We start from the raw sequence: 24,003 nt of genomic DNA, 5'->3' as shown, positions 1-24,003 counted from the left end.
CCATGGAGCGACCGCTGCGGATCATCGCATCGTCGCTCCTGCTTCTCTGCGGACCGCTGCAGGCCCGGTCGGAAAGCCCCGCGCCCGACGCCGCTCCCTCGGCCGAGGAGTTGCTCTGCGACGCGGCCGCCAACGGCACCCTCACCCTGCACGAAACGCAACTGACCCGTTGCCGCCAGCTCTGGCGCCAGCGGGTCGATGCGGCGAGGGCCCGAAGCCAGGACTATCTCGAACGGATGATCGAGGAAGGCCGGTTGCGACGGGAGTTCGAGGCGAGCCTGCCGCCGCCACGCCCGCCCGTGACGGTCGATACGTTCCTCCGCGGCGATCTCGCCTATGGCGACGTAGTGGTGACCGACAAGGGACCGCGCGTCTTCATCGGCAAGCCCGGGGAAGCCGCGACTGCCGAGGATTTCGTTGCCCTCGACTCGGCCCGGTCGCCGCATCGTGGCCGCGCCAAGGCCTATGGCGGGGCTTACCCGCAGCCGCAATCTCAGGCCGCGACGCCGCGGCCTGCCGCCCCCATCCAGCAGGAGCGCAAGCCTTGAGCCCGTTTTCCCTGACCGAGGACCAGACCGCCATCCGCGACATGGCGCAGGACTTCGCCGCCGAGACACTGGCACCCCATGCCGCACGCTGGGATGAGGAGAAGCATTTCCCGATCGCGGAGATGCGCGCCGCCGCGGCGCTCGGCATGGGCGGCATCTATATCCGCGACGATGTCGGCGGCTCCGGCCTGACGCGGCTCGACGCGGCGCTGATCTTCGAGGCGCTCTCGACCGGCTGCCCGACGGTCGCGGCCTATATCTCGATCCACAACATGTGCGCCTGGATGATCGACCGCTACGGTTCGGACGAGCAGCGCCAGCGTTTCCTGCCGAAGCTCTGCACGATGGAGCATCTGGCGAGCTACTGTCTGACCGAACCCGGCGCCGGCTCCGACGCTGCAGCTCTGAAGACCAAGGCCGTGCTGGACGGCGACCACTATGTCCTCGACGGGCAGAAGCAGTTCATCTCGGGCGCCGGCGTCTCGGACGTCTATGTCGTGATGGCGCGCACCGGCGAGGCCGGCCCCGGAGGCATCTCGACCATCGTCGTCGAGAAGGACACGCCCGGCCTCTCCTTCGGCGTCAACGAGAAAAAAATGGGCTGGAACGCCCAGCCGACGCGGGCCGTGATCTTCGAGAACTGCCGCGTGCCGGTGGCCAACCGTCTCGGCCCGGAAGGCATCGGCTTCAAGATCGCCATGGCCGGGCTCGATGGCGGGCGGCTCAATATCGGTGCCTGCTCGCTCGGCGGCGCCCAGGGCGCGCTCGACCGCTCTCTCGCCTATGCCAGGGAGCGCAAGGCTTTCGGCTCCGCCATCGCGGATTTCCAGGCGCTGCAGTTCAAGCTCGCCGACATGGCGACCGAGCTGGAAGCGGCCCGCAGCCTGCTCTGGCGCGCGGCTGCTGCCCTCGACGCCAAGACGCCGGACGCGACCAAGCTCTGCGCCATGGCCAAGCGCATCGCCACCGATACAGGCTTCGAGGTCGCCAACCACGCCCTGCAGATCCATGGCGGCTACGGCTATCTCGCCGATTACGGCATCGAGAAGATCGTCCGGGACCTGCGCGTCCACCAGATCCTCGAGGGGACCAACGAGGTGATGCGCATGATCGTCGCGCGCGGGCTGGTTGGCCGATCGAAGGGGAATTGACCGCCAAAGGCGGTCATCCCGGACGCCGAAAGGCGATCCGGGATCGCATGACGAATAGGCACCTTTTTCTGACGACGATCCCGGATCGCCTGCGGCGTCCGGGATGACACCAAGACAACATCGGGAGAAGCGCAGCATGACCAACATCGCCTTCATCGGCCTCGGCAATATGGGCGGCCCGATGGCCGGGAATCTCGTCAAGGCCGGGCATAGCGTCAAAGCCTTCGATCTCGCGCAGGCCTCGAAGGATGCCGCCGCCGAGATGGGCGTCGGCATCGCCGGCTCGGCCAAGGAGGCGGTGGCCGAGGCGGAGGTCGTCGTCACGATGCTGCCGGCCGGCAAGCATGTGCTCGCCGTCTGGGGCGACATCCTGCCGGCGGTGAAGCCCGGCACGCTGCTGATCGATTCCTCGACCATCGATGTCGAGAGCGCCCGCAAGGCCCATGCGCTTGCAACCGAGCGCGGCTGCCTCTCGCTCGATGCCCCGGTCTCGGGCGGCACCGGCGGCGCCAAGGGCGCGACGCTGACCTTCATGGTCGGCGGCAGCGACGATGCCTTCGCCAAGGGCGAGCCGATCCTCGCCAAGATGGGCCGCAAGATCGTGCATTGCGGCGGCGCCGGCAACGGCCAGGCGGCCAAGATCTGCAACAACATGATCCTGGGCATCTCGATGATCGGCGTCTCGGAGGCCTTCGTGCTCGGCGAGAAGCTCGGCCTGTCGCATCAGGCGCTGTTCGACGTCGCCTCGACCTCGTCGGGCCAGTGCTGGTCCCTGACCACCTATTGCCCGGTGCCCGGCCCGGTGCCGACCTCGCCGGCCAATAACGAGTACAAGCCGGGCTTCGCTTCGGCGCTGATGCTGAAGGACCTGAAGCTGGCGCAGGAAGCGGCGCAGGCGGCAGGCGCCTCGACCCCGCTCGGCGCGGCCGCCGCGCAGCTCTTCGGCCTGCACAATGCCTGGGGCGAAGGCGGCACGGATTTCTCCGGCATCATCCACCTCCTGCGCGGACGCGGGGAGGCGTGAGACGCGCTTGCGCGGCGAGGCGGAGCGGGTCTAGACCCGTATCATGAACGACGCCCTGCCTCGCCGCGAACGCTCCTCCCTCACAGGCTTCGCGATCAACCGGCTCGACCGGCGCGAAGACCTGCGCAACCAGCCCAATGCGGTGACGGCCTTGCGCCACCGCTCGGACACGCGGATCGCGGTCGTCGCCGGCGAGACGCCGATCCTGAAGCGCCTCGACGGCGATGCTTTCTCGGTCTGGTTCAGCCATGGCGAGGCCGAAATCCTCGGCCCGGCCACTGAGGAAATCTTCATGGGGCTCGCCGAGGACGGCACGCCCCGGTTCGGGCGCCTGCTCGACAAAGCGCTGGCCGAACCGCTGAAGGAACGGCCCGAGCTGTTCGTCACGGACCTGCGCTCGGTCGCGCTGAAGCGCATCGTGCCGGAGGACGAGGTCGGGCCGCTCGGCGAGGCCAAGGCCGTGCTCGACTGGCACGCCCGCCACCGCTTCTGTGCGCAATGCGGCGGACAGACGGTCGCCGGCGCCTCGGGCTGGCGGCGCGAATGCACATCCTGCGGCGCGATGCATTTCCCGCGCACCGACCCGGTCGTGATCATGCTGGTGACGCGCGGCGATGCCTGCCTGCTGGCGCGCCAGGCCCGGTTCGCGCCGGGCATGTATTCCTGCATCGCCGGCTTCGTCGAACCGGGCGAGACGCTCGAGGACGCGGTCAGGCGCGAGAGCTGGGAAGAGGCGGGCTTGAGGGTCGGCGCCGTACGCTATCTCGCCTCGCAGCCTTGGCCTTTCCCCTCCTCGATCATGATGGGCTGCATCGCCGAGGCGCTCGGCGACGAGATCACGCTCGACATGACCGAGCTGGAAGAAGGCCGCTGGTTCCCGCGCGAAGAGGTGCTGCAGATGCTGGAAGGCAAGCATCCCGACGGCCTCGCCTGCCCGCAGCATATCGCCATCGCCAACACGCTGGTGCGAGCCTGGGCGCTCGAAGACGAGCGCATCTAGTCCGCCCATCCTGGAGAGCCGGACATGTCCTCTGAGCAGCGTGACGTCGAGGAGCGCATCCGGTCGAGCTTCGCCAAGCAGGGCCTGATGACGACGCTGGGGGCCAGCCTCGGCACCGTCGCGCCGGGCTTCGTCGAGATCGTCCTGATACCGGGCCCGGCCGTCTCGCAGCAGCACGGCTTCGTCCATGCCGGCGCCGTCAGCGCGATCGCCGATTCGGCCGCGGGCTATGCCGGCTTGAGCCTGATGCCGCCCGGGCGCGGCGTGCTGACGACGGAGTTCAAGATCAATCTCGTCGCGCCTGCCCTGGGCGAGCGCATCATCGCGCGCGGCGAGGTCGTGAAGAGCGGCCGCACGCTGACGCTGGCTCAGGCCAAGGTGTTCGCGGAAGCCGGCGGACAAGAAAAGCTCGTCGCGCTGCTGACCGCGACATTGATGGCGATCGAGGGACAGGAAGGCGTCAGCGACTGACGTCCTTATCCACGGCACTCACACCATCGACGGAACCGCTCCGTCATCCCGGGCAAGCTGCGTAGCAGCGCAGATCCGGGATCCATCATAGGGCTCTGTGCTCTACGATGGATCCTGGGGCAAGCCCGGGATGACGGCGTGTTTCCGAGGGAACACACTGCCTGGCGGAGCGAAATACGCCGGACGCGTCTTACTCGCCGGCTTCCTCGATCGTCGAGCGGAAGTCATTGGCGGGATAGACGCCCATGATCTTCATCTCCTTCGAGAAATAGGAGAGCTCGTCGAGCGCGCGCCGCAGCGCCGGATCGTCGGGATGGCCCTCGACATCGGCATAGAACATCGTCGCCGAGAAATGTCCGTCGACCATGTAGCTTTCCAGCTTGGTCATGTTGATGCCGTTGGTGGCGAAGCCGCCCATCGCCTTGTAAAGCGCGGCCGGGATGTTGCGGACGCGGAACATCAGCGTCGTCACGGTCCGGCCCGCGCCCTGGCGGGCATATTCCGGATATTTCGAGAGCACGACGAAACGCGTGGTGTTGTGCTTCTCGTCCTCGATATCCTCCATCAGGATGTCGAGGCCATAGACCTCCGCCGCGATGCGCGGAGCGATGGCCGCGCGCGTCATGTCATTGGCCTCGGCGACCTGACGGGCGGAGCCGGCGGTGTCGGCGGCGACCTCGGCCTTGAGGCCGAGCTTGCGGATGATCTTCCGGCACTGGCCGAGCGCATGGATATGGCTCTGCACGGTCTGGATCGTCGCCAGCGTCGCGCCCTTCGCCGCCATCAGGTGGAAGCGGATCGGCAGGAAATGCTCGCCGATGATATGCAGCCCCGAGCGCGGCAGCAGATGATGGATATCGGCGACGCGGCCGGCGATCGAGTTGTCGATCGGGATCATGCCGTAGCGAGCGGTACCGTCACTGACGGCCGAGAGCGCGTCCTCGAAGGTCGCGCAGGGCAGAAGCTCGCAGTCCGGAAACACCTGGAGGGCCGCCTGCGAGGAGAAGGCTCCGGGCTCACCCTGATAAGACACGACGAAGGACATGGGACGACTTCAGGCTCCTCGGCTTCTTGTTATGACGCGGCTTGGCTGGTCCGGCCTCAGCGCGCTTTCAGGATCGCACGGGCGCGATCGAGATCGGGGGGCGTGTCGACGCCGCGCGGCACATGGTCGATGACCATGGCGTCGATGCGCATGCCATCCTCCAGCGCGCGCAGCTGTTCCAGCTTCTCGCGCAGCTCCAGCGGCGATTGCGGCAGGCTGACGAAACGGTCGAGCGCGGCGCGGCGATAGGCGTAGAGGCCGACATGGTGATAGAGCGGCCCCTCGCCGTAAGGCGCCGTGGCGCGCGTGAAATAAAGCGCGCGCATGTGGCCCGGCGCGATCTCGCTGCCGATGAGCTTCACGACGCTCGGCGCCGTCTTCTCGTCCTCGTCATCGATCACGCCGGCCAGCGTCGCGATATCCACAGCCGGATCGGCGAGCGGCTTCACCGCCGCGGCGATGGCTGAGGGCGCCAGCGTCGGGAAATCGCCCTGCACATTGACGATGATGTCGTAATGACGCTGCGGATCGAGGATGTCGGCAGCCTCCTTGATCCGGTCCGAGCCGGTCTGGTGATCCGCGCTGGTCATGACCGCCTTGCCGCCGGCCGCCTCGATCGCAGCTGCGATGTCCGGCGCATCGGTCGCCACCGCGACGTCCCCGGCCCCGGATTCGACGGCGCGGCGCCAGACATGGACGATCATCGGCTCGCCATGGATATCGGCAAGCGGCTTGCCGGGCAGGCGCGTCGCCTGCATGCGGGCCGGGATCAGGATCAGCGGATGGGCCATTTTCTGAAGCGTGCTCGGCTGGGCCACCGCCGGTGAAAACCGGTGGCGGCAAAAAGTCTCAAAGAGTGCGTGCTTATACGAGTTGCAATGAAGCGCGCAAAGCGGTTAAGCAACGGCGGAAGCTGGAGCCTTTCAAGACTCCGGCCAAGCGCTATCTCGTCTCCCGCGCCTCGGCCGCGGAAGGCTCCCAGGGTTCGGACACGATGAACATCGAAGCCAACAAGATTGCCGGCGCGGTTCTTTCCACGCTGCTCGTCGTGATGGGCCTCAACATGACGGCCGGCATCGTCTTCGCGCCGCGCAAGCCGGCCGTGTCGGGCTTCGAACTGCCGAGCGAAGAGCCCGCCGCAGCAGGCGGAGCGGCCGCTGCCGTGGCGGAAGAGCCGATCGCGGTGCGCCTCGCCAAGGCCGACATCGCCAAGGGCGAAAAGGCCACCGCCGCCTGCAAGGCCTGCCACACCTTCGACAAGGGCGGCGCCAACAAGGTCGGCCCGCATCTCTTCGGCGTCTTTGGCCGCAATGAGGGCTCGGTCGCCGGCTTCGGCTACTCGGCCGCGATGAAGGGCCGCACCGAGAAGAGCTGGGACGCCGACGCGCTCGACCATTTCCTGAAGAACCCGAAGGCCTATGTGCCCGGCACGATCATGGCCTTCGCCGGCATCGCCAAGCCCGAGACCCGCGCCGATGTCGTCGCCTACCTGAACTCGCTGGCGGATTCGCCGGTGCCGCTGCCGAAGCCCTGAGACGGCACGGCCAGCGGCTCGCCAGCGATCACGAAGCCGGGCTTTGCCCGGCTTTTTTCGTTTCCACGCCTTGCTCCCGCCCCGCGCGTGCCCGCACAATCCGCCTCCTGCCAGCCATTGCCGTAACCTTGCGCGCAGGCGACACAGGAGAACGGCGAATCAGACGGAGACGCGAAACGATGGCGATGCGCATCACACGCCGCAGATTGCTGGAAGCCACGGGTGCCGCGACCGTCGCGGGTGTCCTGCCCCAGCTTCCCCAGGCGGCGCTGGCGCAGGAAATCGAATCGCATGGGCTTTCCACCTTCGGCGAACTCGCGCTGCCCGCGGACTTCCCGCATTTCGCCTATGTGAATCCCAAGGCGCCCAAGGGCGGCTCGCTGACGATCCAGATCAAGCGGGCCGGCGGCAACCAAAGCTTCGACACCTTCAACACGCTGAACACCTTCGTGCTCCAGGGCGACGGCGCGGCCGGCATGGATGCCTGCTTCGACAGCCTGATGGCCGGCTCGGGCGACGAACCGGGCTCGCTCTACGGCTTGCTGGCCAAGAGCGTCGCGGTCTCCGCCGACAAGCTGACCTATCGCTTCCGCCTGCGGCCCGAAGCGAAGTTCCATGACGGCTCGCGGGTGACGGCGCGCGACGCCGCCTTCTCGATGAACATCCTGAAGGCGAAGGGGCACCCCTCTTACCGGCTCCTGCTCAACGAGCTCGTCTCGTCGGAAGCCGAGGGCGACGACATCCTCGTGGTGAAGCTATCGCCGAAGCGCGGGCGCGACCTGCATCTGGTCGTCGCCGGCCTGCCGGTCTTCTCCGAGAAATACTGGTCGACGCGGGATTTCGCGGCGTCGACGTTGGAGCCGCCGCTCGGTTCCGGCGCCTACAAGGTCGGGCGCTTCGAGCAGGGGCGCTTCATCGAGTTCGAGCGCGTGCCGGACTACTGGGCGAAAGACTTAGCCGTGAATATCGGCACCAATAATTTCGACCGGGTGCGCTGGGAATATTTCCGCGACCGGCAGGTGGCGTTCGAGGCGTTCAAGGGCGGCGCCATCACCTTCCAGGAAGAGTTCACCTCGCGCATCTGGGCGACGGGCTATGATTTCCCGGCCGTGCACGAGGGCAAGGTCAAGAAGGAAACCCTGCCGAAGACCGAGCCAGTCGGCTCACAGGGCTGGGTCTACAACACGAGGCGCGAGAAGTTCGCCGATCCGCGCATCCGCGAGGCGCTGGGGCTCGCCTTCGATTTCGAATGGACGCGCAAGAACATCATGTTCGGCTTCTTCGAGCGGATGACCTCCTATTTCGAGAATTCGGATTCCAAGGCCGTCGGCAAGCCCTCCGCCGAAGAGCTCAAGCTGCTGGAGCCCTGGCGCGGCAAGGTGCCGGACGAGGTCTTCGGCGAACCCTTCCTGCCGCCGGTCTCGGACGGCTCGGGCAGCGACCGCAACCTCCTGCGCAAGGCCGACGAGATGCTGCGCGCCGCCGGCTGCAAGCGCGACGGCAATGTGCTGAAGCTGCCGAACGGGCAGCCCTTCGAGATCGAGTTCCTCGATTCCAATCCGGCCCTGCAGCCGCATACGCAGCCCTTCCAGGCCAATCTGAAGCGGCTGGGCATCAACGCCACCTCCCGCCTCGTCGACCCCGCGCAGTACCAGCGCCGCCTCGACGAGTTCGATTTCGACATCATCAGCCGGGCGCTCTCGGGCGGCGCGATCCCGAGCGACACGATGCGCATCGTCTATGGCTCGGAAGCGGCGAAGACCAAGGGCTCGCGCAATGTCGGCGGCATCAGCCACCCCGCCATCGACGCGATGATCGAGGCGATCGGCCAGGCCAAGACCTATGCCGATTGCATCGTCGCCGCGAAATGCCTCGACCGCCTGCTGCGCGCCGGGCGCTACTGGATCCCGATGTGGTGGAACGACGAGGAATGGCTGGCCTATTGGGACATGTACGACCGGCCGGCGACCAAGCCGAAATTCGCCTCCGGCGCACCCGCGACCTGGTGGTTCGACGCCGAGAAGGCCAAGCGGATCGGAAAGGCGTGACCCGGGCATGCTGAGCTATATCGCCCGGCGCCTCGCGCTGATGGTGCCGACCCTGTTCGGCATCCTGCTGGTCTCCTTCGTCATCGTGCAGTTCGCGCCGGGCGGGCCGGTCGAGCGCGTGATCTCGCAGCTCCAGAACCCGAACAGCGGCGGCGCGGCCGACCGCGTCGGCGGCGGCCAGATGGGCGATGCCGGGGCGCAGAGCGACGGATCGGCCTATCGCGGCGCGCAGGGGCTCGATCCCGCCTTCATCAAGGAGCTGGAAAAGCAGTTCGGCTTCGACAAGCCGGCGCATGAGCGCTTCCTGAAGATGCTCGGCGACTATGCCCGCTTCGATTTCGGCCGCTCCTATTTTCGTGACGCGCCAGTGCTGCAGCTGATCAAGGAGAAGCTGCCGGTCTCGATCACGCTCGGCCTGTGGATGACGCTGATCTCCTATGCGATCTCGATCCCGCTCGGCATCCGCAAGGCGGTGAAGGAGGGCTCGCGCTTCGACACCTGGACGAGCGCCGTCGTCATCGTCGGCTACGCCATCCCGAGCTTCCTGTTCGCGATCCTGCTGATCGTGCTCTTCGCCGGCGGCTCATTCTGGCAGATATTCCCCTTAAGAGGCCTGACCTCCGACAACTGGGCCGAGCTCAGCCTGTTCGGCAAGGCCAAGGACTATCTCTGGCACATCACCCTGCCGGTTCTGGCCATGGCGCTCGGCGCCTTCGCGACCTCGACGCTCTTGACCAAGAACTCGTTCCTCGACGAGATCCGCAAGCAATACGTGCTGACCGCGCGGATGAAGGGCCTCAGCGAGCGCGGCGTGCTCTACGGCCATGTCTTCCGCAACGCGATGCTGATCGTCATCGCCGGCTTCCCCGGCGCCTTCGTGCATGCGCTCTTCGCGGGCTCGCTGCTGATCGAGACGATCTTCTCGCTCGACGGGCTCGGGCTTCTGTCCTTCGAGGCGATCGTCAACCGCGACTACCCCGTGGTTTTCGCCAATCTCTACATCTTCTCGCTGATCGGTCTCGTCGTGCACCTCGTCACCGACCTGACCTATAGCTGGGTCGATCCCCGCATCGATTTCGAGAGCCGGGAGGCGTGAGCATGGACACGCTGATCGACGCCCCGCCGCCCGCCCTGCGCAGCGACGTGCCCCTCGCGCCGGCCGAGGCCAAGCAGGGCTGGCTCAAGCTCTCGCCGATCAATCGGCGCAGGCTCAACAACTTCAAGGCCAACAAGCGCGGCTGGTGGTCGCTCTGGCTCTTCCTCGCCCTGTTCGTGCTGACGCTCTTCGCCGAGTTCATCGCCAACGACCGGCCGCTCGTCGTGCGCTACAAGGACGAGTGGCTGTTCCCGGTCGCGGTGAACTACCCGGAAGAGAAATTCGGCGGCTTCCTCGCCACGACCGATTACCGCGATCCCGTCATCGCCAAGGAGATCGCGGCCAACGGCTTCGCGATCTGGCCGCCGATCCGCTACAGCTATCGCACGCATAATCTCGACCTGCCGGTGCCGGCGCCTGCCCCGCCGACCTGGCTGCTCAAGGACGAGCAGTGCAAGACGATCGCCGAACGCACGGGCGGCAAGACCTGCCGCGACCTCGAATGGAACTGGCTCGGCACCGATGACCAGGGCCGCGACGTGGTCGCGCGATTGATCTACGGCTTCCGCATCTCCGTGCTGTTCGGGCTGATCCTCTGTGCCTTCTCCTCGGTGATCGGGATCACGGCCGGCGCCATCCAGGGCTATTTCGGCGGCTGGACCGACCTGATTTTCCAGCGACTGATCGAGATCTGGACCTCGATCCCGGCGCTCTACCTCTTGATCATCGTGGCGGCCATCATCACGCCCGGCTTCTTCGTGCTGCTCGGCATCCTCCTGCTGTTCTCATGGGTGGCGCTGGTCGGCGTCGTCCGCGCCGAGTTCCTGCGGGCGCGCAATTTCGAATATGTCCGCGCGGCCCGCGCGCTCGGCCTCTCCAACCGCACCATCATGATCCGGCACCTGCTGCCGAACGCGATGGTGGCGACGCTGACCTTCCTGCCCTTCATCCTGAACGGCTCGATCACCACGCTGACCTCGCTCGACTTCCTCGGCTTCGGCCTGCCGCCCGGTTCGCCCTCGCTCGGCGAATTGCTGGCTCAGGGCAAGTCGAACCTGCAGGCGCCCTGGCTCGGCCTCTCCGGCTTCATCGTGATCGCGCTGATGCTGTCGCTGCTGATCTTCATCGGCGAAGCGGTGCGCGACGCCTTCGACCCGCGGAAGACCTTCGCATGAGCGCGCCGCTTCTCTCCGTCGAAGACCTCTCCGTCGCCTTCCGCCAAGGCGGGCGCGAGACGCTTGCGGTCGACCATGTCTCCTTCTCGATCGCCAAAGGCGAGACCCTGGCGCTGGTCGGCGAGTCCGGTTCGGGCAAATCGGTCTCGGCGCTCTCGATCCTCAAGCTCCTGAACTATCCGGCAGCCCATCACCCTTCGGGCAAGGTCCTATTCAACGGGCAGGACCTGATCGCGGCCGACGAGGACGCGATGCGCAAGGTGCGCGGTAACGACATCACCATGGTGTTCCAGGAGCCGATGACCTCGCTCAACCCGCTCCATACGATCGAGCGGCAGATCGGCGAGATCCTCGAACTGCATAAAGGCCTGCGCGGCGAGAAGGCCCGTGCCCGCACGCTGGAGCTGCTCGACCTCGTCGGCATTCGTGACGCCGCGAGCCGGCTCGATGCCTATCCGCACCAGCTCTCCGGCGGACAGCGTCAGCGCGTGATGATCGCGATGGCGCTCGCCAACGAGCCCGAACTGCTGGTCGCCGACGAGCCGACCACCGCGCTCGACGTCACCGTGCAGGCGCAGATCCTGAAGCTGCTCAAGGAGCTGCAGGGCCGGCTCGGCATGGCGATGCTGTTCATCACCCATGACCTCGGCATCGTCCGGCGCATCGCCGACCGGGTCTGCGTCATGCTGAAGGGCAAAATCGTCGAGCACGGCCCCGTGGCCGAGATCTTCGCCAACCCGCAGCACGACTATACCAAGCGCCTGCTCGCCGCCGAGCCGAAGGGGCGCCCTGCTCCCGTCCCGGCGGATGCCGCGACGCTGCTGGAGGCCGGGCCGGTCAAGGTCTGGTTCCCGATCAAGTCCGGCCTGATGCGCCGCGTCAGCGGCCATGTGAAGGCGGTGGACGGTATCTCGGTCAAGGTGCGCGAGGGCGAGACGCTCGGCGTCGTCGGCGAGTCCGGCTCGGGCAAGACCACGCTCGGCCTCGCCATCCTCAGGCTGATCGCATCAGAAGGGCCGATCGTCTTCCTTGGCGACCGGATAGACGGGCTTTCCAGCAAGCAGGTCCGGCCGAAGCGGAAGGATTTGCAGGTCGTCTTCCAGGACCCCTATGGCTCGCTCTCGCCGCGCATGTCGGTGGCCGAGATCGTGGCCGAGGGCCTCGCCATCCAGCAGCCTGATCTCAGCTACCAGCGCCAGCGCGAGATCGTGGCGCAGGCGCTCGCCGATGTCGGCCTCGACCCGGCGGCGATGGACCGCTATCCGCACGAATTCTCCGGCGGCCAGCGCCAGCGCATCGCGATCGCGCGGGCCATGGCACTCAACCCGAAATTCGTCGTGCTGGACGAGCCGACCTCAGCGCTCGACATGTCCGTGCAGGCGCAGATCGTCGAGTTGCTGCGCGGCCTGCAGGCAAAGCGCAAGCTCGGCTATCTCTTCATCAGCCATGACCTCAAGGTCGTCCGGGCGCTGTCGCATCGGGTGGTGGTGATGCAGAACGGCAAGGTGGTGGAGGAAGGCCCGGCCGAGGCGATCTTCGCATCGCCGCGCGAGGCTTACACTCAGGCGCTGCTGGCAGCGGCACTCAATCTCGATACCGCCAGCTCCGCCGCAGTGAGGGATTGAGCATGACGCGCGCGCTCCTGATCGTGCTGGATTCGGTCGGCTGCGGCGGCGCGGCCGATGCAGCCGCCTATGGCGATGCCGGCTCCGATACGCTCGGCCATATCGCGGAAGCCTGTGCCGATGGGCGCGGCGACCGCGAGGGCCTGCGCAGCGGGCCGCTCAAGCTGCCCAATCTCGTCCGCCTCGGCCTCGCCCATGCCTGCGAGGCCTCGACCGGCCGGCCGCTGGCCGGTGTCGCCAAGCCGGCCAAGCCAGAGGGGCGCTGGGGCTATGGCGTCGAGATCAGCCAGGGCAAGGATACGCCATCCGGCCATTGGGAAATCGCCGGCTGCCCGGTGCCGTTCGAGTGGGGCTATTTCACCGCTCTCGAGAACTCCTTCCCGCCCGAGCTCGTCGCGGGCATCGTCAAGGAAGGAGCACTCCCCGGCATCCTCGGCAACAAGCACGCCTCAGGCACCGCGATCATCGACGAATTCGGGCCAGAGCATATCCGGACGGGCAAGCCGATCTGCTACACCTCGGTCGATTCCGTGCTGCAGATCGCGGCGCATGAGGAGCATTTCGGGCTCGATCGGCTCTATGCCCTCTGCAAGACGGTGCGCGGCCTCGTCGATCCCCTGCGGATCGGCCGCGTCATCGCACGGCCCTTCGTGGGATCGCCGGAGGAAGGCTTCACCCGCACCGGCAACCGCAAGGACTTCGCCATTCCGCCGCCGGACGAGACGATCCTCGACCGGCTGGCGGCGCAGGGACGCACGGTCGTCACCGTCGGCAAGATCGGCGACATCTTCGCCCATCGCGCCACCGGCACCGAGATCAAGCCGTTCGGCAATGCGGCGATGCTCGATGCCGCGCTGGAGGCCTGGGACGGCCTGCCGGATGGCGGGTTCTGCTTCGTCAACCTCGTCGATTTCGACACGGAGTTCGGCCACCGGCGCGACATTCCCGGCTATGCCGCGGCGCTGGAAGCCTTCGACCGTCGCCTGCCGCATATCGAAGCGGCGCTGAGGCCGGGCGACATCGCCGTGGTCACGGCCGACCATGGCAACGATCCGAGCTGGCCCGGCACCGACCATACCCGCGAGCATGTGCCGATCATCGCCTTTGGTCCCGGCATCGGCGCCAAGCCGCTCGGGCGCCGCGGCAGCTTCGCCGATATCGCCGCCAGCCTCGGCAGCTTCCTCGGCATCGGGCCGGTCGGTCCCGGCCATTCCTGGTAAAGATCAGGCCGCAGCAACCCTGCCGCAGAAGTTGGCGACGTCCTGACGGATGTCCTGCGCCTGCTGGGCAAGCGCGCTGGCGGCGCTCTGCAATTGCTGGGCAGCACCGTGGGTCTGGCGGGTCATGACCTCGAAGCCGCCGGCGACATCGGCGCTGCGCTGCGCTCCTTCGAAGGACAAACGGACCTGATGGGCGATCTCGGCGGTGGCGCGGCTCTGCTCGTCGACGGAGAGCGCGATCGCATTGGCGACACTCTCGACATCGCCGATCGCCTCGACGATGTCGCGGATCGCCTTGAGCGAGCGCTGCGAGGCCTGCTGCATCGTGCCGATCTGGTGCGAGACCTCGTCCGTCGCCTTGGCGGTCTGGGCCGAGAGCGTCTTGACCTCGCTGGCGACGACCGCGAAGCCGCGCCCCATCTCGCCGGCGCGGGCCGCCTCGATCGTGGCATTGAGCGCGAGCATGCTGGTCTGGGCGGCAATGCCGCGGATGATCTCGACGACCGCGCCGACATTCTCGCTGCTCTGGGCGAGATGCTCGATCTCGGCGCTGGCGTGCCGGGCAAGGTCCGCAGCCACCTTCGAACCATCGGCCGACTGCCCGGCATTGCGACCGATCTCGCCGATGGAGGCGACTAGCTCCGTGCTCGCGGCCGAAAGGTGATCGATGCTGTCCATCGTGCCGGCTGCGGAATCGGAGACCATCGCGGTCTGGCGCCGGACATGGTCGGAGGTTTCGGTCAGGGCTCCGGCCTCCGTGTTCATCGCGGCAGCGGAATGATCGAGCACGGCCATCGCCTGCTCCATCTGCGACCGGAAGCCGGCGACGACATCGCGCAGCATCTCGGCACGCCGGCCGAGCTCTTCGGCGAGGTTGCGCTCCTTCTCACCGGCGACGCGTTCGCGCTCAGCGACTTCCTGCGCTCGCGCCAGATTTTGCTCGTTCACGGCGAACATGCGCTGCAGCACCACGGCGAAGACGGCGAGGAACGCCGTCTCGATGATGACGATCACGGCATGGAGCAGCACGCGCAGCAGGCTGCCGCCCTGATAGAACACGGCTGCCGGCAGGGCATATTGCAGCACGAGATGGTGCACGGCCGTCAGCGCGGCGCCCATCAGGATCGGCCGCCAGTCGCAGAAGCCGGCGAGCAGCGCCAGAACGGCGAAATAGTACATGTGGATGTCAGGCTGCCAGGGATGGCCGGCAAAGCTGAACACCAAGATCGAGACCTGCCCGATCAGCATGGCGGCAATGACGAGCTGCGTCACGATGGCGGGACCGGCCAGGCGATAGCTCGCCATGGCCACGAGGACGACCAGCGCCGCCATCGCGACCGGGATCACCCCGGATGCGCCATTCACCCAGAAGCCGAGGGCGAGCAGCGGCACATGCAGCAACCCGAGGACGAGCAGGGCCTGCGTCACCCTGTGGCGTACGGCTGACAGGGTCCAGATCATGACGAGGCTTCCGTTTGGCCGGAACTGTCGAGACACCCGGCAAGGCCCGCGAGGACAAGGGAGAACCACGCGCCTTGCGGCAACGCCGGGGCCTGCCCGCTCAGCGTCGGCGCCACGACGACGATCGCAGTGAAGCGGCCGCTGCGCAGGACGCGATGACCGGCGGCGAAGCTTTGCGCGATCGCCTCCGCGCCGTTGGTCCAGGGTGGGAAGACGATGGCGACAGGGACGGTCCCGTCCGTCGCACGCGGCAGGCTCGCAAACGCCCCGAGGCTGACCAGCAAGCAGACCAGCCCGACGAGGAATCCGCCGGCAGGTGACAACCGCTCCGCGCGAGCCGCACCGGGTTCCGCAGGAGATATCGATGGCATTGGCTGGGAATCACTCGGGGCTGCTACGGCGTATCTGCGAAGCAATCCCAGCCGTGTAAAATTTTACTTAAGCCGTTCACCCGGGCTGAACCGCGATTGCTCCTCCCAGGCGGCATTTACCTTTCATCAAGGGGCGAGATTTACAACCTTTAGTTGTATCTACTTATCGAGGAACGGCCATGCTGCCTGCCCTGTCCCGCTTCTCCCGAAACCAGCGCGCGACCACCGCCATCGAGTTCGCCTTCGTCGCGCCGATCCTGCTGCTGCTGCTCGTCGGCATCATGGGATACGGCTATGTCTTCGGCATCTACCACAGCATCCAGCAGATAGCGGCCGAGGCGGCGCGCTCGTCCGTATCGGGCCTGGACGACACCGAACGTTCCAGGATCGCCCGCGACTTCATCACGGCCCATGCCGGCTCCTATGCCTTCATCGACCCGGCAAAGCTGAGAGTCCGGACCGGCCAGACCGGCCCACAGATGCAGAGCTTCGAGGTCGCGGTCGCCTACGACATGAGCGGCTCGGTCTATGACAGCCTCAGCCGAATGGTTTCTCTTCCTCAACCCATGATTGAGCGCCGGGCCATCGTCCAGCGTGGCGGATACTGAACGCATTTTCGTGGCTCGAAGCCAGGGGGGCATCCATGCTCAGGCTCAAGAACTTCGCCCGGAATCAGAAGGGCGGCGCCGCCATCCTCTTCGCGGTCTCCGCGACGGTGATGATCGGCTTCGGTGCGATGGCCGTCGATGTCGGCAATTTCTTCTACGAGAAGCGCAAGCTGCAGACCGCCAACGACCTCGCCGCCCTCGCCGCCGCCAGCGACCTGCCGCGTGCGCAGGCCGCCGCCCAGTCCAGCGCGACCCAGAACGGCTTCCCCGGGAGCGCGATCCAGGTACTGCAGACCGGCGTGTACACGCCGGACCCCAAGCAGGCGCCGGATGCACGCTTCGTCCCGAGCTCGGCCACAACGGCGAACGCCGTCAGGATCGACATGCGGACGACCGCGCCGCTGCTGCTCGGCCGGGTCCTGGCATCGTCATCCACGACGACCCCCATGCCGGGCTCCCCGCCGCGTCCCGGGGACAGCACGACCGTCGCGAGCCTCAGCAACGGCGACGTGCCGATCGGTTCCAGCGCGATCGCGTTCCAGGACGCGCAGGCCTCGTTCGCCGTCGGCTCGCGCTTGCTCAAGCTCGATGGCGGGCTGCTCAACAGCCTTCTCGGCGGCTTGCTCGGCGGCGGCGTGTCGCTGTCGGTCATGGACTATGATGCGCTGATCAAGGCGCGAGTCGACCTGTTCGACTTCTCGAAGCGCCTCGCGACCCGCCTCAATCTCACGGCAGCGACCTATGACGACGTCCTGAAGGCCGATGCCAAGCTCGGCGACGTGCTGGCCGCCGTGGTCGATGCTTCTCGCGACCACGACACCCGCAACGGCACCGCAACGGCGGCGCTCGGCCGGCTCGCTGCGGCATCGGCGAGCGGCCTGCCGGTCAAGCTGTCCTCGCTGATCTCCTTCGGCCCCGCCGGCGACAAGCCTCTCTCCGGGCCGAAGCCGCTGGCGGCCTCACTCTCGGCGCTCGACATCGTCTCGGCCGTTGCGCAGATCGCCAATGGCAGGCGCCAGATCGATGTCGGGCTCAACCTCAACTTGCCCGGCGTCGCCGCCGTCTCGCTCAAGCTCGGCATCGGCGAGCGGCCGGTCGGCACCAGCCTGATGCGGGTCGGCCGCGCCGGAGCGAGCGTCCATACGGCGCAGACACGCCTCCTGCTGACCGTCGATCTCGTCGGTTCGGGAGCCGCCTCTCTGGTCCGGCTGCCGCTCTATCTCGAGCTTGCCTCGGCAACCGCCCGCCTGACCGGCATCCAGTGCAACCCGGGCGCCGTCTCGACCTCGCGGGTCACGCTGGGCGTGACGCCGGCCCTGGTCGATGCCTGGATCGGGCAGGTCTCGATGGCGGAGTTCAACAATTTCAGCACGGCGCCGAACCCGCCCGCCGCGACGCTTCTCAACGTCGCCGGGCTCGCCAAGGTCTCGGGCCGTGCGCATGTGACGATGACCAATCTCTCGGAGGCCGCGGTCAGCTTCAGCTATCCGGAGATCCAGCGCGGCGACAAGAAGACCACCTCGACCCAGAATTTCGTCGCGACCCTACTGGGACGGCTCGTAGGCGACCTGGAGCTACGGGTGGAGGCCCTGGGGCTCGGCCTCGGCCTGCCCGGCCTGGACGGGCTCGTCAGCGGCGTGATCGCCAATGCGGCGACGCCGCTCGACCAGATCCTGAACGGCGTACTCGGCACGCTCGGCATCGGGCTCGGCCAGGCCGACAGCTGGGTCACCGGCGTGCGCTGTGGCGGGGCGGTGCTGGTGCGGTGAATTTCGTCAGCTCTGGAGACGCTGCTTGATCCGCTTGATAAGGCCGTCCCGGACATCGCGATAGGCGTCGAGCTTCTGCTCGCGCGACCCCTGGAACACGGTGGGGTCGACAGTCGGCCAGTACTCGACCTCGGCGGCATGGGTCCGCGTCAGGTCCAGCGCCTTGTGATGGGCCTCGGGCGAGAGCGTGATGATCAGGTCGAAATTGAGCCCTTCCCACTCCTCCAGCTCCTCGATCGATTTCGGCTTGTGCTTGCTCAGATCGATGCCGATCTCGTCGAGGATCGCGTGCACGAAGCCGTCCGGCTCACCTTTGCGAGCGCCGGCCGACTGGACATAGATCGACTTGCCGAAGAAATGCTTGGCCAGAGCCTCGGCCATGGGCGAGCGCACGGCGTTCATCGCGCACATGAACAGCACGCTCTGCACCTTGCGCGGGGCCTCCAAGCGCGTCAGCCCTTCCAGTGCAGGGCGTAGATCAGCGTGAAGAGGCGGCGTGCCGTGTCGAAATCGACCTCGACCTTGTTCGCCAGCCGCTCGGCCAGGATGCCGGCAGCCTCGTCATGCAGGCCGCGACGGCCCATGTCGATCGCCTCGATCTGCGTCGGCGTCGAGGTCCGGATCGCCGCGTAATAGCTGTCGCAGACCAGCTCGTAGTCCTTGATGATGCGCCGGAACGGGCTGAGCGACAGGTGATGCGTCACCACCGGCGCGCCATCGGCCTGCTTGATCTCGAAGACGAGACGCCGCTCGACCATCGCGAGATGCGCGAGATAAGGGCCGCCATCATGCTCGGGAACGACGAAGCTGTTGCGCTCGATCAGGTCATAGATGGCGACGGCGCGCTCATGCTCCTGATCGGGCGTGCCGCGGCCGAGGGAATTCTCGTCGAGGGTCAGGCCGACCAGACGCTGGTTGGTGGCAGTCGAGACGTCGGACATCGCTCCTCCGGCCATGGCACCGCCTGTCGGACGGAGCCGAAATCACTAAGCTTTAGAGCATTGCTCTTGCGAAAAACCGGTTCCCACTTTTTCGCGCAATGCTCTAGCGATTCAGTCTGATCGTCACGGATCGGCCGTGCGCCTGCAAGCCCTCTGCCTCAGCCAATTGCGTGGCGGCGGAAGCAAGCGCGCGCAGGCCCTCGGGGCCGCATTTCAGGAGCGAGGTCCGCTTCATGAAATCGCCGACGCCGAGGCCCGACGAGAAGCGCGCCGAGCGGGCCGTCGGCAGGACATGGTTGGGGCCGCCGACATAGTCGCCGATCGCCTCCGGCGTATGGCCGCCGAGGAAGATCGCGCCGGCATTGCGGATCAGGCTCGCGAGGCGGTCGGGATCGGCCGTCATGATCTCCAGATGCTCGGGCGCGAGCCGGTCGACCAGCGGCACGGCGGCTTCGAGATCGGCGACGAGCAGGATCGCGCCGAAGTCCTGCCAGCTCCTGCCAGCGATCTCGGCGCGCGGCAGCGTCGCGAGCTGCGCCGCGACCGCCTTCTCGACCTCGGCCGCCAATGCGGCATCATCGGTCATCAGGATCGACTGGGCGGAGACGTCATGCTCGGCCTGCGCCAGGAGGTCGGCCGCGATCCAGTCGGGATTGGCGCTGCGGTCGGCGATCACCAGCACTTCGGAGGGGCCGGCGATCATGTCGATGCCGACCTGACCGAAAACCCGGCGCTTGGCTGCCGCGACATAGGCATTGCCGGGGCCGACGATCTTGGCCACGGGGGCGATCGAAGCCGTGCCATAAGCCAAGGCCGCGACAGCCTGCGCGCCGCCGATGCGGTAGACCTCATCGACGCCGGCAAGCCGCGCGGCGGCGAGTACCAGCGGATTGGTTTCGCCACGCGGCGTCGGCGCGACCATGACGATGCGCGGCACGCCGGCGACCTTGGCCGGAATGGCGTTCATCAACACCGAGGAGGGATAGCTCGCGGTGCCGCCGGGCACATAGAGCCCGACCGCCTCGATCGCGGACCAGCGCCAGCCGGTGCCGACGCCAACCGCGTCCTCGACCCAGGAATCGGCCGGCTTCTGGCGACGGTGATAGGTCTCGATGCGCTCGCGCGCGGTCTCCAGCGCAGCCAGCAGTTCCGGCGAGCAGGCCGCAACGGCCGCATCGATCTCCGCTTCGGAAACACGCAGGGTCTCAGGTGTGAGGTCGAGCGCGTCGAAGCGGGAGGTGTAGGCGATCAGCGCCGCGTCGCCCTTCTCGCGGACATCGGCGATGATGTCGGCGGCGACGCGATCGACCTCCTCGGAGACCTCGCGCTTGGCGGAGAGCAAAGCCGCGAAGCCCTCGGCGAAGCGGGCATCCCTGTCGTCGAGCCTGATCGGCATCGCTGATCCTTGGATATCGTCGAGAAAGGACTGGAGGCTCAGGCGCCGTCAGGATGGCCGGGCGTCGCCACGGCTTCCCAGACCGGGCCGAGGTCCTTCATCTGGGCCTCGATGCATTCGACCGAGAGGCGGATCGCCGCACCTTCCGAGAAATGCAGCGTCACGTCGCCGGCCGGGTCCTCGCCCAGGTCGAAGGTGACGGCGAGGAGGTTCAGCACCTTGTCGGGATCGTTCTTGTCGAGCTTGGCGCTGCGCACGGACTGGACGCGGTCGAAATGCAGCGCGGTCAGGCGGCGACGGCGCTGGCCGCGCTGGGCACCTTCCCAGTCGAAGCGACGCAGCGCGAGCGCGAAGCGCTGCTCGCGCGGCAGGTAGATGAGGTCGGCAGCCTTCAGCACCGCATCCTGGAGATGGGCTGAGACAATCGCGAGATCATCGGCATCGAGTGCGATGAGCTTGAGCGGGTCGGCGGCATCGTCTGACATGGTTTTGTTCTGACGAGCCGCCCCAAGAAAATCAACAGTCGAGAATCAACTGCTGACGCGCTCCACCAGAGCGCCGCAGCGGCTGAGCTTCGCTTCCAGCGCCTCGAAGCCGCGATCGAGATGGTAGACGCGGTTGATCGTGGTGTCGCCTTCGGCGGCGAGCCCGCCGATGACCAGCGAGACCGAGGCCCGCAGGTCGGTCGCCATCACCGGCGCGCCGGTCAACTTCTCGACGCCTTTGACATGCGCGACATCGCCGTCCAGACGGATCTTCGCGCCGAGCCGGGCGAGCTCCTGCACATGCATGAAGCGGTTCTCGAAGATGGTCTCGCGGATGCGCGACGTGCCCTTCGCCCGGGTCATCAGCGCCATGAACTGAGCCTGGAGATCGGTCGGGAAGCCCGGGAAGGGATCGGTGTCGATATCGACCGCGGTCAGACCATGGCCATTGCGGCGCACGCGGATGCCCTCATTGGTCGAGTCGATATCGACGCCGGCCTTGGTGAGCACGTCGAGCGCCGACTGCAGCAGCTCCGGCCGCGCGCCTTCCAGGATCACGTCGCCGCCGGTCATCGCCACGGCCATCGCGTAGGTACCGGCCTCGATACGGTCGGGCAGTACGGCGTGATGCGCGCCGCCGAGGCGGGCCACGCCCGTCACCACGATGCGTGGGGTGCCCGCGCCCTCGATCTTGGCGCCCATCTTGATAAGGCAGGCGGCGAGGTCGGTGACCTCCGGTTCGCAGGCCGCGTTCTCGATCACGGTCGTGCCCTGGGCGAGCACGGCGGCCATCAGCGCGGTATGGGTGCCGCCGACCGTGACCTTCGGGAAGACGATCTCGGCGCCCTTGAGACCCTTGGGCGCGCGCGCCAGCGCATAGCCGTTCTCAATCACGATCTCGGCGCCGAGCTTCTCCAACGCCATCAGCAGCAGATCGACGGGGCGCGTGCCGATGGCGCAGCCGCCCGGCAGCGAGACCTTGGCCTCGCCCATGCGGGCCAGGATCGGCGCGATCACCCAGAAGCTCGCCCGCATGGTCGAGACCAGCTCATAGGGCGCGCAGGTATCGACAATCTGGCGCGCGGTCAGCGCGATGGTCTGGCCGGTCTCGGCCGACTGGCCGATGCGCTTGCCGGCGACGGTGCGATCGACGCCCTGGTTCGACAGGATGCGCGAGAGCGCCGTCACGTCCGAAAGCCGCGGCACATTGGTCAGCGTCAGCGTCTCGTCGGTCAGCAGGCTCGCGATCATCAGCGGCAAGGCGGCGTTCTTCGCGCCGGAAATCGGAATCGCGCCATTGAGGCGCTGGCCGCCGGTGATGCGGATCTTGTCCATCGTCGGGTCCTGCTCGGCCGGCCGGGCACAAGGCCGGCGGCGCATGGGAGAATAGGAAGTTCAGGTCCGGGAGGTATCGGCCTGAGAGGGCGGCTCCGGCTCACGCGCTTGCGCCTCGTCCGAGCGGCGAGCGCGAGCCTGGGCCTTGCGGCGCTTCAGGTTCTCGCGGAGCGCGGCGGCAAGGCGCGCCTGCTTCTCGTCCTCGGCTGTCTGGCGGGTCACGGCGTCAGCTCGGTCTGGGGTGTTTGAACGCGGGAACGCGGCGAATTCGCGGCGGTATCGTTAGACCCTGCGCTGCCGCTGGACAAGCGCCTGCGCGGGCTGCCGGCCGCCTGCCCCATACCGGGCCAGCATCGTGCCGGATGAAGCCAGTTTCGACCTCCGCTTTTCGCACCGGGCACAATCATTCTCCAGCAGTCGGCCAGGCGATCCATTTGCTTCGCGCTCCCGGCCCTTCACGAAATTTTCGTTCCAGCGACGGCGGCGCGGCCCTTGCTCTGCCTCGGTCCGCGGCGGTCCAGAAGGCCCCACCTGACGCTTGGTAAAGCAAAAATCCTTAATGCTATTAACCATTTCAGGGAGATTTCGTTTACACTTCATTAAGAACGTTTACGCTGCCCGACATCAAGGAATTGGTGGGGTAGCGTCATGTTGCAGTCCTTGAAGTTGGGAACAGGAAGCCTCGCGCCGACCCTGTTGGAGAGCTGCGAAGTCATCGATGCGATCCGCTACAAGGCAGGGTTCCTGCCCGAGGTGGAGATCGCCTATGAGCCGGAGATCAAGACGCTCTGGGTCACGATCCGGCCGGAGCTGAAGCCCGTCTTCACGCTCCAGCTGCTCGACAGCCTGGTGAAGATCCAGAGCGCGATCGTCACGCTATGGGGGGCTCCGGACCAGTATCACCGCGCTCCGGTGCGCTTCCTCGCCTTCCGCGGCGCGGGGCCGTTCTTCACGCTCGGCGGCGATCTCGATTTCTATCTGGACTGCCTGGCCAAGAACGACCGCGCGTCGCTGGCGGAATATGCAAGGCTCTCGGCGGAAGGCGCGATCTGGAATTCCGGCGGCCTCAACGGCCTCGTGGTGACGCTCTCGACGATCCATGCCAAGGCGATCGGCGGCGGCATCGACGCGCCGCGCTCATGCAACGTGATGATCGCCGAGGAACAGGCCTCGTTCGTCTACCCCGAGATCAAGTTCAATCACTTCCCCATCACGGCGGTGGCGATCCTGTCGCGGCGCATGGGCCAGCGCGCGGCCGAGCAGATGCTGCTTTCCGGCGAGGAGATGAGCGCGCAGGAATTCATGGCGGCCGGCGGCCTCGAAGCGGTGGTCCCGACCGGCACGGGCGAGGACTGGATCCGCAAGTACTGCGCCGACTCCCTGCCGATCCACGCGGCCAAGACCGCCCTGTTCTCGGCCTTCAACCGCCGCTCCGGCGACCTGCGCGAAGAGCTTGGCCATCTCGGCCAGATCTGGACCGACTGCATGCTGCGCCTCAGCCCGAGCGCGATCTCGAAGCTGCAGCGTATCGCCCAGACGCAGGACCGGATGCTGGCCCGCGTCTATCAACGCCACCTCGCACCGGTCTGAACACAGCAAAAAATCCTGCCCAAAGGTGCCTGCAGTATTCCGGAGGCCGTTGTCCTCCGGAAAACCACACGAAGCATTTACCTCTGCTCTCGTACAAACCTCGCATGATG

Annotated in this window: 24 protein-coding genes; 14 read left to right on the top strand and 10 right to left on the bottom strand. The window is 66.9% G+C overall.

Annotated features, from left to right (window positions below; genetic code table 11):
* Nucleotides 1–2 precede the first annotated feature (2 nt).
* The 5 genes from AC07NY_RS13035 to AC07NY_RS13015 all read left to right on the top strand — a co-directional run bounded on the left by AC07NY_RS13035 (nt 3) and on the right by AC07NY_RS13015 (nt 4,194).
* On the top strand, nt 3–548 hold the full coding sequence (locus AC07NY_RS13035) for a hypothetical protein (RefSeq protein ID WP_494584185.1): 546 nt from the start codon (nt 3–5) through the stop codon (nt 546–548).
* The gene (locus tag AC07NY_RS13030) at nt 545–1,699 is read left to right on the top strand and encodes an isobutyryl-CoA dehydrogenase (RefSeq protein ID WP_494584184.1); all 1,155 of its coding nucleotides are present in this window, start codon (nt 545–547) and stop codon (nt 1,697–1,699) included. Before AC07NY_RS13035 ends, AC07NY_RS13030 begins: the two co-directional genes overlap by 4 nt.
* Before the next feature lie 136 nt (nt 1,700–1,835).
* Nucleotides 1,836–2,723: a 3-hydroxyisobutyrate dehydrogenase gene (gene mmsB, locus AC07NY_RS13025; RefSeq protein ID WP_494584183.1), complete on the top strand. Its 888-nt coding sequence runs from the start codon at nt 1,836–1,838 to the stop codon at nt 2,721–2,723.
* A gap of 43 nt (nt 2,724–2,766) precedes the next feature.
* Nucleotides 2,767–3,723: an NAD(+) diphosphatase gene (gene nudC / locus AC07NY_RS13020; protein ID WP_494584182.1), complete on the top strand. Its 957-nt coding sequence runs from the start codon at nt 2,767–2,769 to the stop codon at nt 3,721–3,723.
* Nucleotides 3,724–3,747: 24 nt separating this feature from the next.
* Nucleotides 3,748–4,194 (top strand): PaaI family thioesterase, encoded by a 447-nt coding sequence (locus AC07NY_RS13015; RefSeq protein ID WP_494584181.1) that lies wholly within the window; start codon nt 3,748–3,750, stop codon nt 4,192–4,194.
* A 190-nt stretch (nt 4,195–4,384) separates the two neighbouring features.
* On the opposite strand, the gene AC07NY_RS13010 is transcribed toward AC07NY_RS13015, so the two are convergent.
* Nucleotides 4,385–5,239: a prephenate dehydratase gene (locus tag AC07NY_RS13010; RefSeq protein WP_494584180.1), complete on the bottom strand. Its 855-nt coding sequence runs from the start codon at nt 5,237–5,239 to the stop codon at nt 4,385–4,387.
* 56 nt (nt 5,240–5,295) lie between these two features.
* The gene (locus AC07NY_RS13005; RefSeq protein ID WP_494584179.1) at nt 5,296–6,030 is read right to left on the bottom strand and encodes a 3-deoxy-manno-octulosonate cytidylyltransferase; all 735 of its coding nucleotides are present in this window, start codon (nt 6,028–6,030) and stop codon (nt 5,296–5,298) included.
* A 203-nt stretch (nt 6,031–6,233) separates the two neighbouring features.
* On the opposite strand from AC07NY_RS13005, the gene AC07NY_RS13000 reads away from it, so the two are divergent.
* From AC07NY_RS13000 to AC07NY_RS12975, 6 genes are all read left to right on the top strand, one after another.
* Nucleotides 6,234–6,773 carry a c-type cytochrome gene (locus AC07NY_RS13000; protein WP_494584178.1) on the top strand — a complete coding sequence of 180 codons (540 nt, stop codon included), beginning with the start codon at nt 6,234–6,236 and terminating at the stop codon, nt 6,771–6,773.
* 179 nt (nt 6,774–6,952) lie between these two features.
* Nucleotides 6,953–8,821 (top strand): extracellular solute-binding protein, encoded by a 1,869-nt coding sequence (locus AC07NY_RS12995; RefSeq protein WP_494584177.1) that lies wholly within the window; start codon nt 6,953–6,955, stop codon nt 8,819–8,821.
* A 7-nt stretch (nt 8,822–8,828) separates the two neighbouring features.
* On the top strand, nt 8,829–9,917 hold the full coding sequence (locus AC07NY_RS12990; protein ID WP_494584176.1) for a microcin C ABC transporter permease YejB: 1,089 nt from the start codon (nt 8,829–8,831) through the stop codon (nt 9,915–9,917).
* A 2-nt stretch (nt 9,918–9,919) separates the two neighbouring features.
* Nucleotides 9,920–11,092 (top strand): ABC transporter permease, encoded by a 1,173-nt coding sequence (locus AC07NY_RS12985; protein WP_494584175.1) that lies wholly within the window; start codon nt 9,920–9,922, stop codon nt 11,090–11,092.
* Nucleotides 11,089–12,717 (top strand): ABC transporter ATP-binding protein, encoded by a 1,629-nt coding sequence (locus AC07NY_RS12980; protein ID WP_492284456.1) that lies wholly within the window; start codon nt 11,089–11,091, stop codon nt 12,715–12,717. Before AC07NY_RS12985 ends, AC07NY_RS12980 begins: the two co-directional genes overlap by 4 nt.
* 2 nt (nt 12,718–12,719) lie before the next feature.
* The gene (locus AC07NY_RS12975) at nt 12,720–13,937 is read left to right on the top strand and encodes a phosphopentomutase (RefSeq protein WP_494584174.1); all 1,218 of its coding nucleotides are present in this window, start codon (nt 12,720–12,722) and stop codon (nt 13,935–13,937) included.
* 3 nt (nt 13,938–13,940) lie between these two features.
* Here AC07NY_RS12975 and AC07NY_RS12970 read toward each other — a convergent pair whose 3' ends face one another.
* Together AC07NY_RS12970 and AC07NY_RS12965 are read right to left on the bottom strand one after the other, a co-directional pair.
* On the bottom strand, nt 13,941–15,398 hold the full coding sequence (locus tag AC07NY_RS12970) for a methyl-accepting chemotaxis protein (RefSeq protein ID WP_494584173.1): 1,458 nt from the start codon (nt 15,396–15,398) through the stop codon (nt 13,941–13,943).
* Entirely contained in the window at nt 15,395–15,682 is a 288-nt protein-coding gene (locus tag AC07NY_RS12965; protein WP_492284459.1) for a hypothetical protein, read from the bottom strand. Before AC07NY_RS12965 ends, AC07NY_RS12970 begins: the two co-directional genes overlap by 4 nt.
* Before the next feature lie 266 nt (nt 15,683–15,948).
* Here AC07NY_RS12965 and AC07NY_RS12960 point away from each other — a divergent pair, with 266 nt between their 5' ends.
* Both AC07NY_RS12960 and AC07NY_RS12955 read left to right on the top strand, forming a co-directional pair.
* Entirely contained in the window at nt 15,949–16,377 is a 429-nt protein-coding gene (locus AC07NY_RS12960; protein ID WP_494584172.1) for a TadE/TadG family type IV pilus assembly protein, read from the top strand.
* 35 nt (nt 16,378–16,412) lie between these two features.
* A complete protein-coding gene (locus tag AC07NY_RS12955; protein ID WP_494584171.1) occupies nt 16,413–18,146 on the top strand; it encodes a pilus assembly protein TadG-related protein in 1,734 nt (577 codons plus the stop codon).
* Nucleotides 18,147–18,152: 6 nt separating this feature from the next.
* Here AC07NY_RS12955 and AC07NY_RS12950 read toward each other — a convergent pair whose 3' ends face one another.
* The 6 genes from AC07NY_RS12950 to AC07NY_RS12925 all read right to left on the bottom strand — a co-directional run bounded on the left by AC07NY_RS12950 (nt 18,153) and on the right by AC07NY_RS12925 (nt 22,525).
* Nucleotides 18,153–18,557, bottom strand: coding sequence for an arsenate-mycothiol transferase ArsC (locus AC07NY_RS12950; RefSeq protein WP_257733984.1), 405 nt, complete (start codon nt 18,555–18,557; stop codon nt 18,153–18,155).
* A gap of 41 nt (nt 18,558–18,598) precedes the next feature.
* Entirely contained in the window at nt 18,599–19,087 is a 489-nt protein-coding gene (locus tag AC07NY_RS12945) for a UPF0262 family protein (RefSeq protein WP_492284462.1), read from the bottom strand.
* A 103-nt stretch (nt 19,088–19,190) separates the two neighbouring features.
* Nucleotides 19,191–20,483, bottom strand: coding sequence for a histidinol dehydrogenase (gene hisD / locus AC07NY_RS12940; RefSeq protein ID WP_494584170.1), 1,293 nt, complete (start codon nt 20,481–20,483; stop codon nt 19,191–19,193).
* Between the two features lie 38 nt (nt 20,484–20,521).
* Nucleotides 20,522–20,968 (bottom strand): DUF2948 family protein, encoded by a 447-nt coding sequence (locus tag AC07NY_RS12935; protein WP_494584169.1) that lies wholly within the window; start codon nt 20,966–20,968, stop codon nt 20,522–20,524.
* Between the two features lie 45 nt (nt 20,969–21,013).
* Complete coding sequence (gene murA / locus AC07NY_RS12930; protein WP_494584168.1) at nt 21,014–22,303, bottom strand: UDP-N-acetylglucosamine 1-carboxyvinyltransferase; 1,290 nt, start codon at nt 22,301–22,303, stop codon at nt 21,014–21,016.
* 60 nt (nt 22,304–22,363) lie between these two features.
* Entirely contained in the window at nt 22,364–22,525 is a 162-nt protein-coding gene (locus AC07NY_RS12925) for a hypothetical protein (protein ID WP_197064444.1), read from the bottom strand.
* A 426-nt stretch (nt 22,526–22,951) separates the two neighbouring features.
* Here AC07NY_RS12925 and AC07NY_RS12920 point away from each other — a divergent pair, with 426 nt between their 5' ends.
* On the top strand, nt 22,952–23,893 hold the full coding sequence (locus tag AC07NY_RS12920) for an enoyl-CoA hydratase-related protein (RefSeq protein ID WP_492284466.1): 942 nt from the start codon (nt 22,952–22,954) through the stop codon (nt 23,891–23,893).
* Nucleotides 23,894–24,003: the final 110 nt, after the last annotated feature.

Source organism: Allobosea sp. GW821-FHT09G06 (assembly GCF_059416005.1).
Note: the sequence above shows the minus strand (reverse complement) of the source record. Positions and strands in the feature narration are given on the sequence as shown.

Excerpts from the sequence above, each read along its gene's own strand:
- AC07NY_RS13035 (WP_494584185.1), top strand. The coding sequence starts at position 3 with ATGGAGCGACCGCTGCGGATCATCGCATCGTCGCTCCTGCTTCTCTGC.
- mmsB (WP_494584183.1), top strand. The coding sequence starts at position 1,836 with ATGACCAACATCGCCTTCATCGGCCTCGGCAATATGGGCGGCCCGATG.
- nudC (WP_494584182.1), top strand. The coding sequence starts at position 2,767 with ATGAACGACGCCCTGCCTCGCCGCGAACGCTCCTCCCTCACAGGCTTC.
- AC07NY_RS13015 (WP_494584181.1), top strand. The coding sequence starts at position 3,748 with ATGTCCTCTGAGCAGCGTGACGTCGAGGAGCGCATCCGGTCGAGCTTC.
- AC07NY_RS13010 (WP_494584180.1), bottom strand. The coding sequence starts at position 5,239 with ATGTCCTTCGTCGTGTCTTATCAGGGTGAGCCCGGAGCCTTCTCCTCG.
- AC07NY_RS13005 (WP_494584179.1), bottom strand. The coding sequence starts at position 6,030 with ATGGCCCATCCGCTGATCCTGATCCCGGCCCGCATGCAGGCGACGCGC.
- AC07NY_RS13000 (WP_494584178.1), top strand. The coding sequence starts at position 6,234 with ATGAACATCGAAGCCAACAAGATTGCCGGCGCGGTTCTTTCCACGCTG.
- AC07NY_RS12995 (WP_494584177.1), top strand. The coding sequence starts at position 6,953 with ATGGCGATGCGCATCACACGCCGCAGATTGCTGGAAGCCACGGGTGCC.
- AC07NY_RS12990 (WP_494584176.1), top strand. The coding sequence starts at position 8,829 with ATGCTGAGCTATATCGCCCGGCGCCTCGCGCTGATGGTGCCGACCCTG.
- AC07NY_RS12985 (WP_494584175.1), top strand. The coding sequence starts at position 9,920 with ATGGACACGCTGATCGACGCCCCGCCGCCCGCCCTGCGCAGCGACGTG.
- AC07NY_RS12980 (WP_492284456.1), top strand. The coding sequence starts at position 11,089 with ATGAGCGCGCCGCTTCTCTCCGTCGAAGACCTCTCCGTCGCCTTCCGC.
- AC07NY_RS12975 (WP_494584174.1), top strand. The coding sequence starts at position 12,720 with ATGACGCGCGCGCTCCTGATCGTGCTGGATTCGGTCGGCTGCGGCGGC.
- AC07NY_RS12970 (WP_494584173.1), bottom strand. The coding sequence starts at position 15,398 with ATGATCTGGACCCTGTCAGCCGTACGCCACAGGGTGACGCAGGCCCTG.
- AC07NY_RS12960 (WP_494584172.1), top strand. The coding sequence starts at position 15,949 with ATGCTGCCTGCCCTGTCCCGCTTCTCCCGAAACCAGCGCGCGACCACC.
- AC07NY_RS12955 (WP_494584171.1), top strand. The coding sequence starts at position 16,413 with ATGCTCAGGCTCAAGAACTTCGCCCGGAATCAGAAGGGCGGCGCCGCC.
- AC07NY_RS12950 (WP_257733984.1), bottom strand. The coding sequence starts at position 18,557 with ATGTGCGCGATGAACGCCGTGCGCTCGCCCATGGCCGAGGCTCTGGCC.
- AC07NY_RS12945 (WP_492284462.1), bottom strand. The coding sequence starts at position 19,087 with ATGTCCGACGTCTCGACTGCCACCAACCAGCGTCTGGTCGGCCTGACC.
- hisD (WP_494584170.1), bottom strand. The coding sequence starts at position 20,483 with ATGCCGATCAGGCTCGACGACAGGGATGCCCGCTTCGCCGAGGGCTTC.
- AC07NY_RS12935 (WP_494584169.1), bottom strand. The coding sequence starts at position 20,968 with ATGTCAGACGATGCCGCCGACCCGCTCAAGCTCATCGCACTCGATGCC.
- murA (WP_494584168.1), bottom strand. The coding sequence starts at position 22,303 with ATGGACAAGATCCGCATCACCGGCGGCCAGCGCCTCAATGGCGCGATT.
- AC07NY_RS12920 (WP_492284466.1), top strand. The coding sequence starts at position 22,952 with ATGTTGCAGTCCTTGAAGTTGGGAACAGGAAGCCTCGCGCCGACCCTG.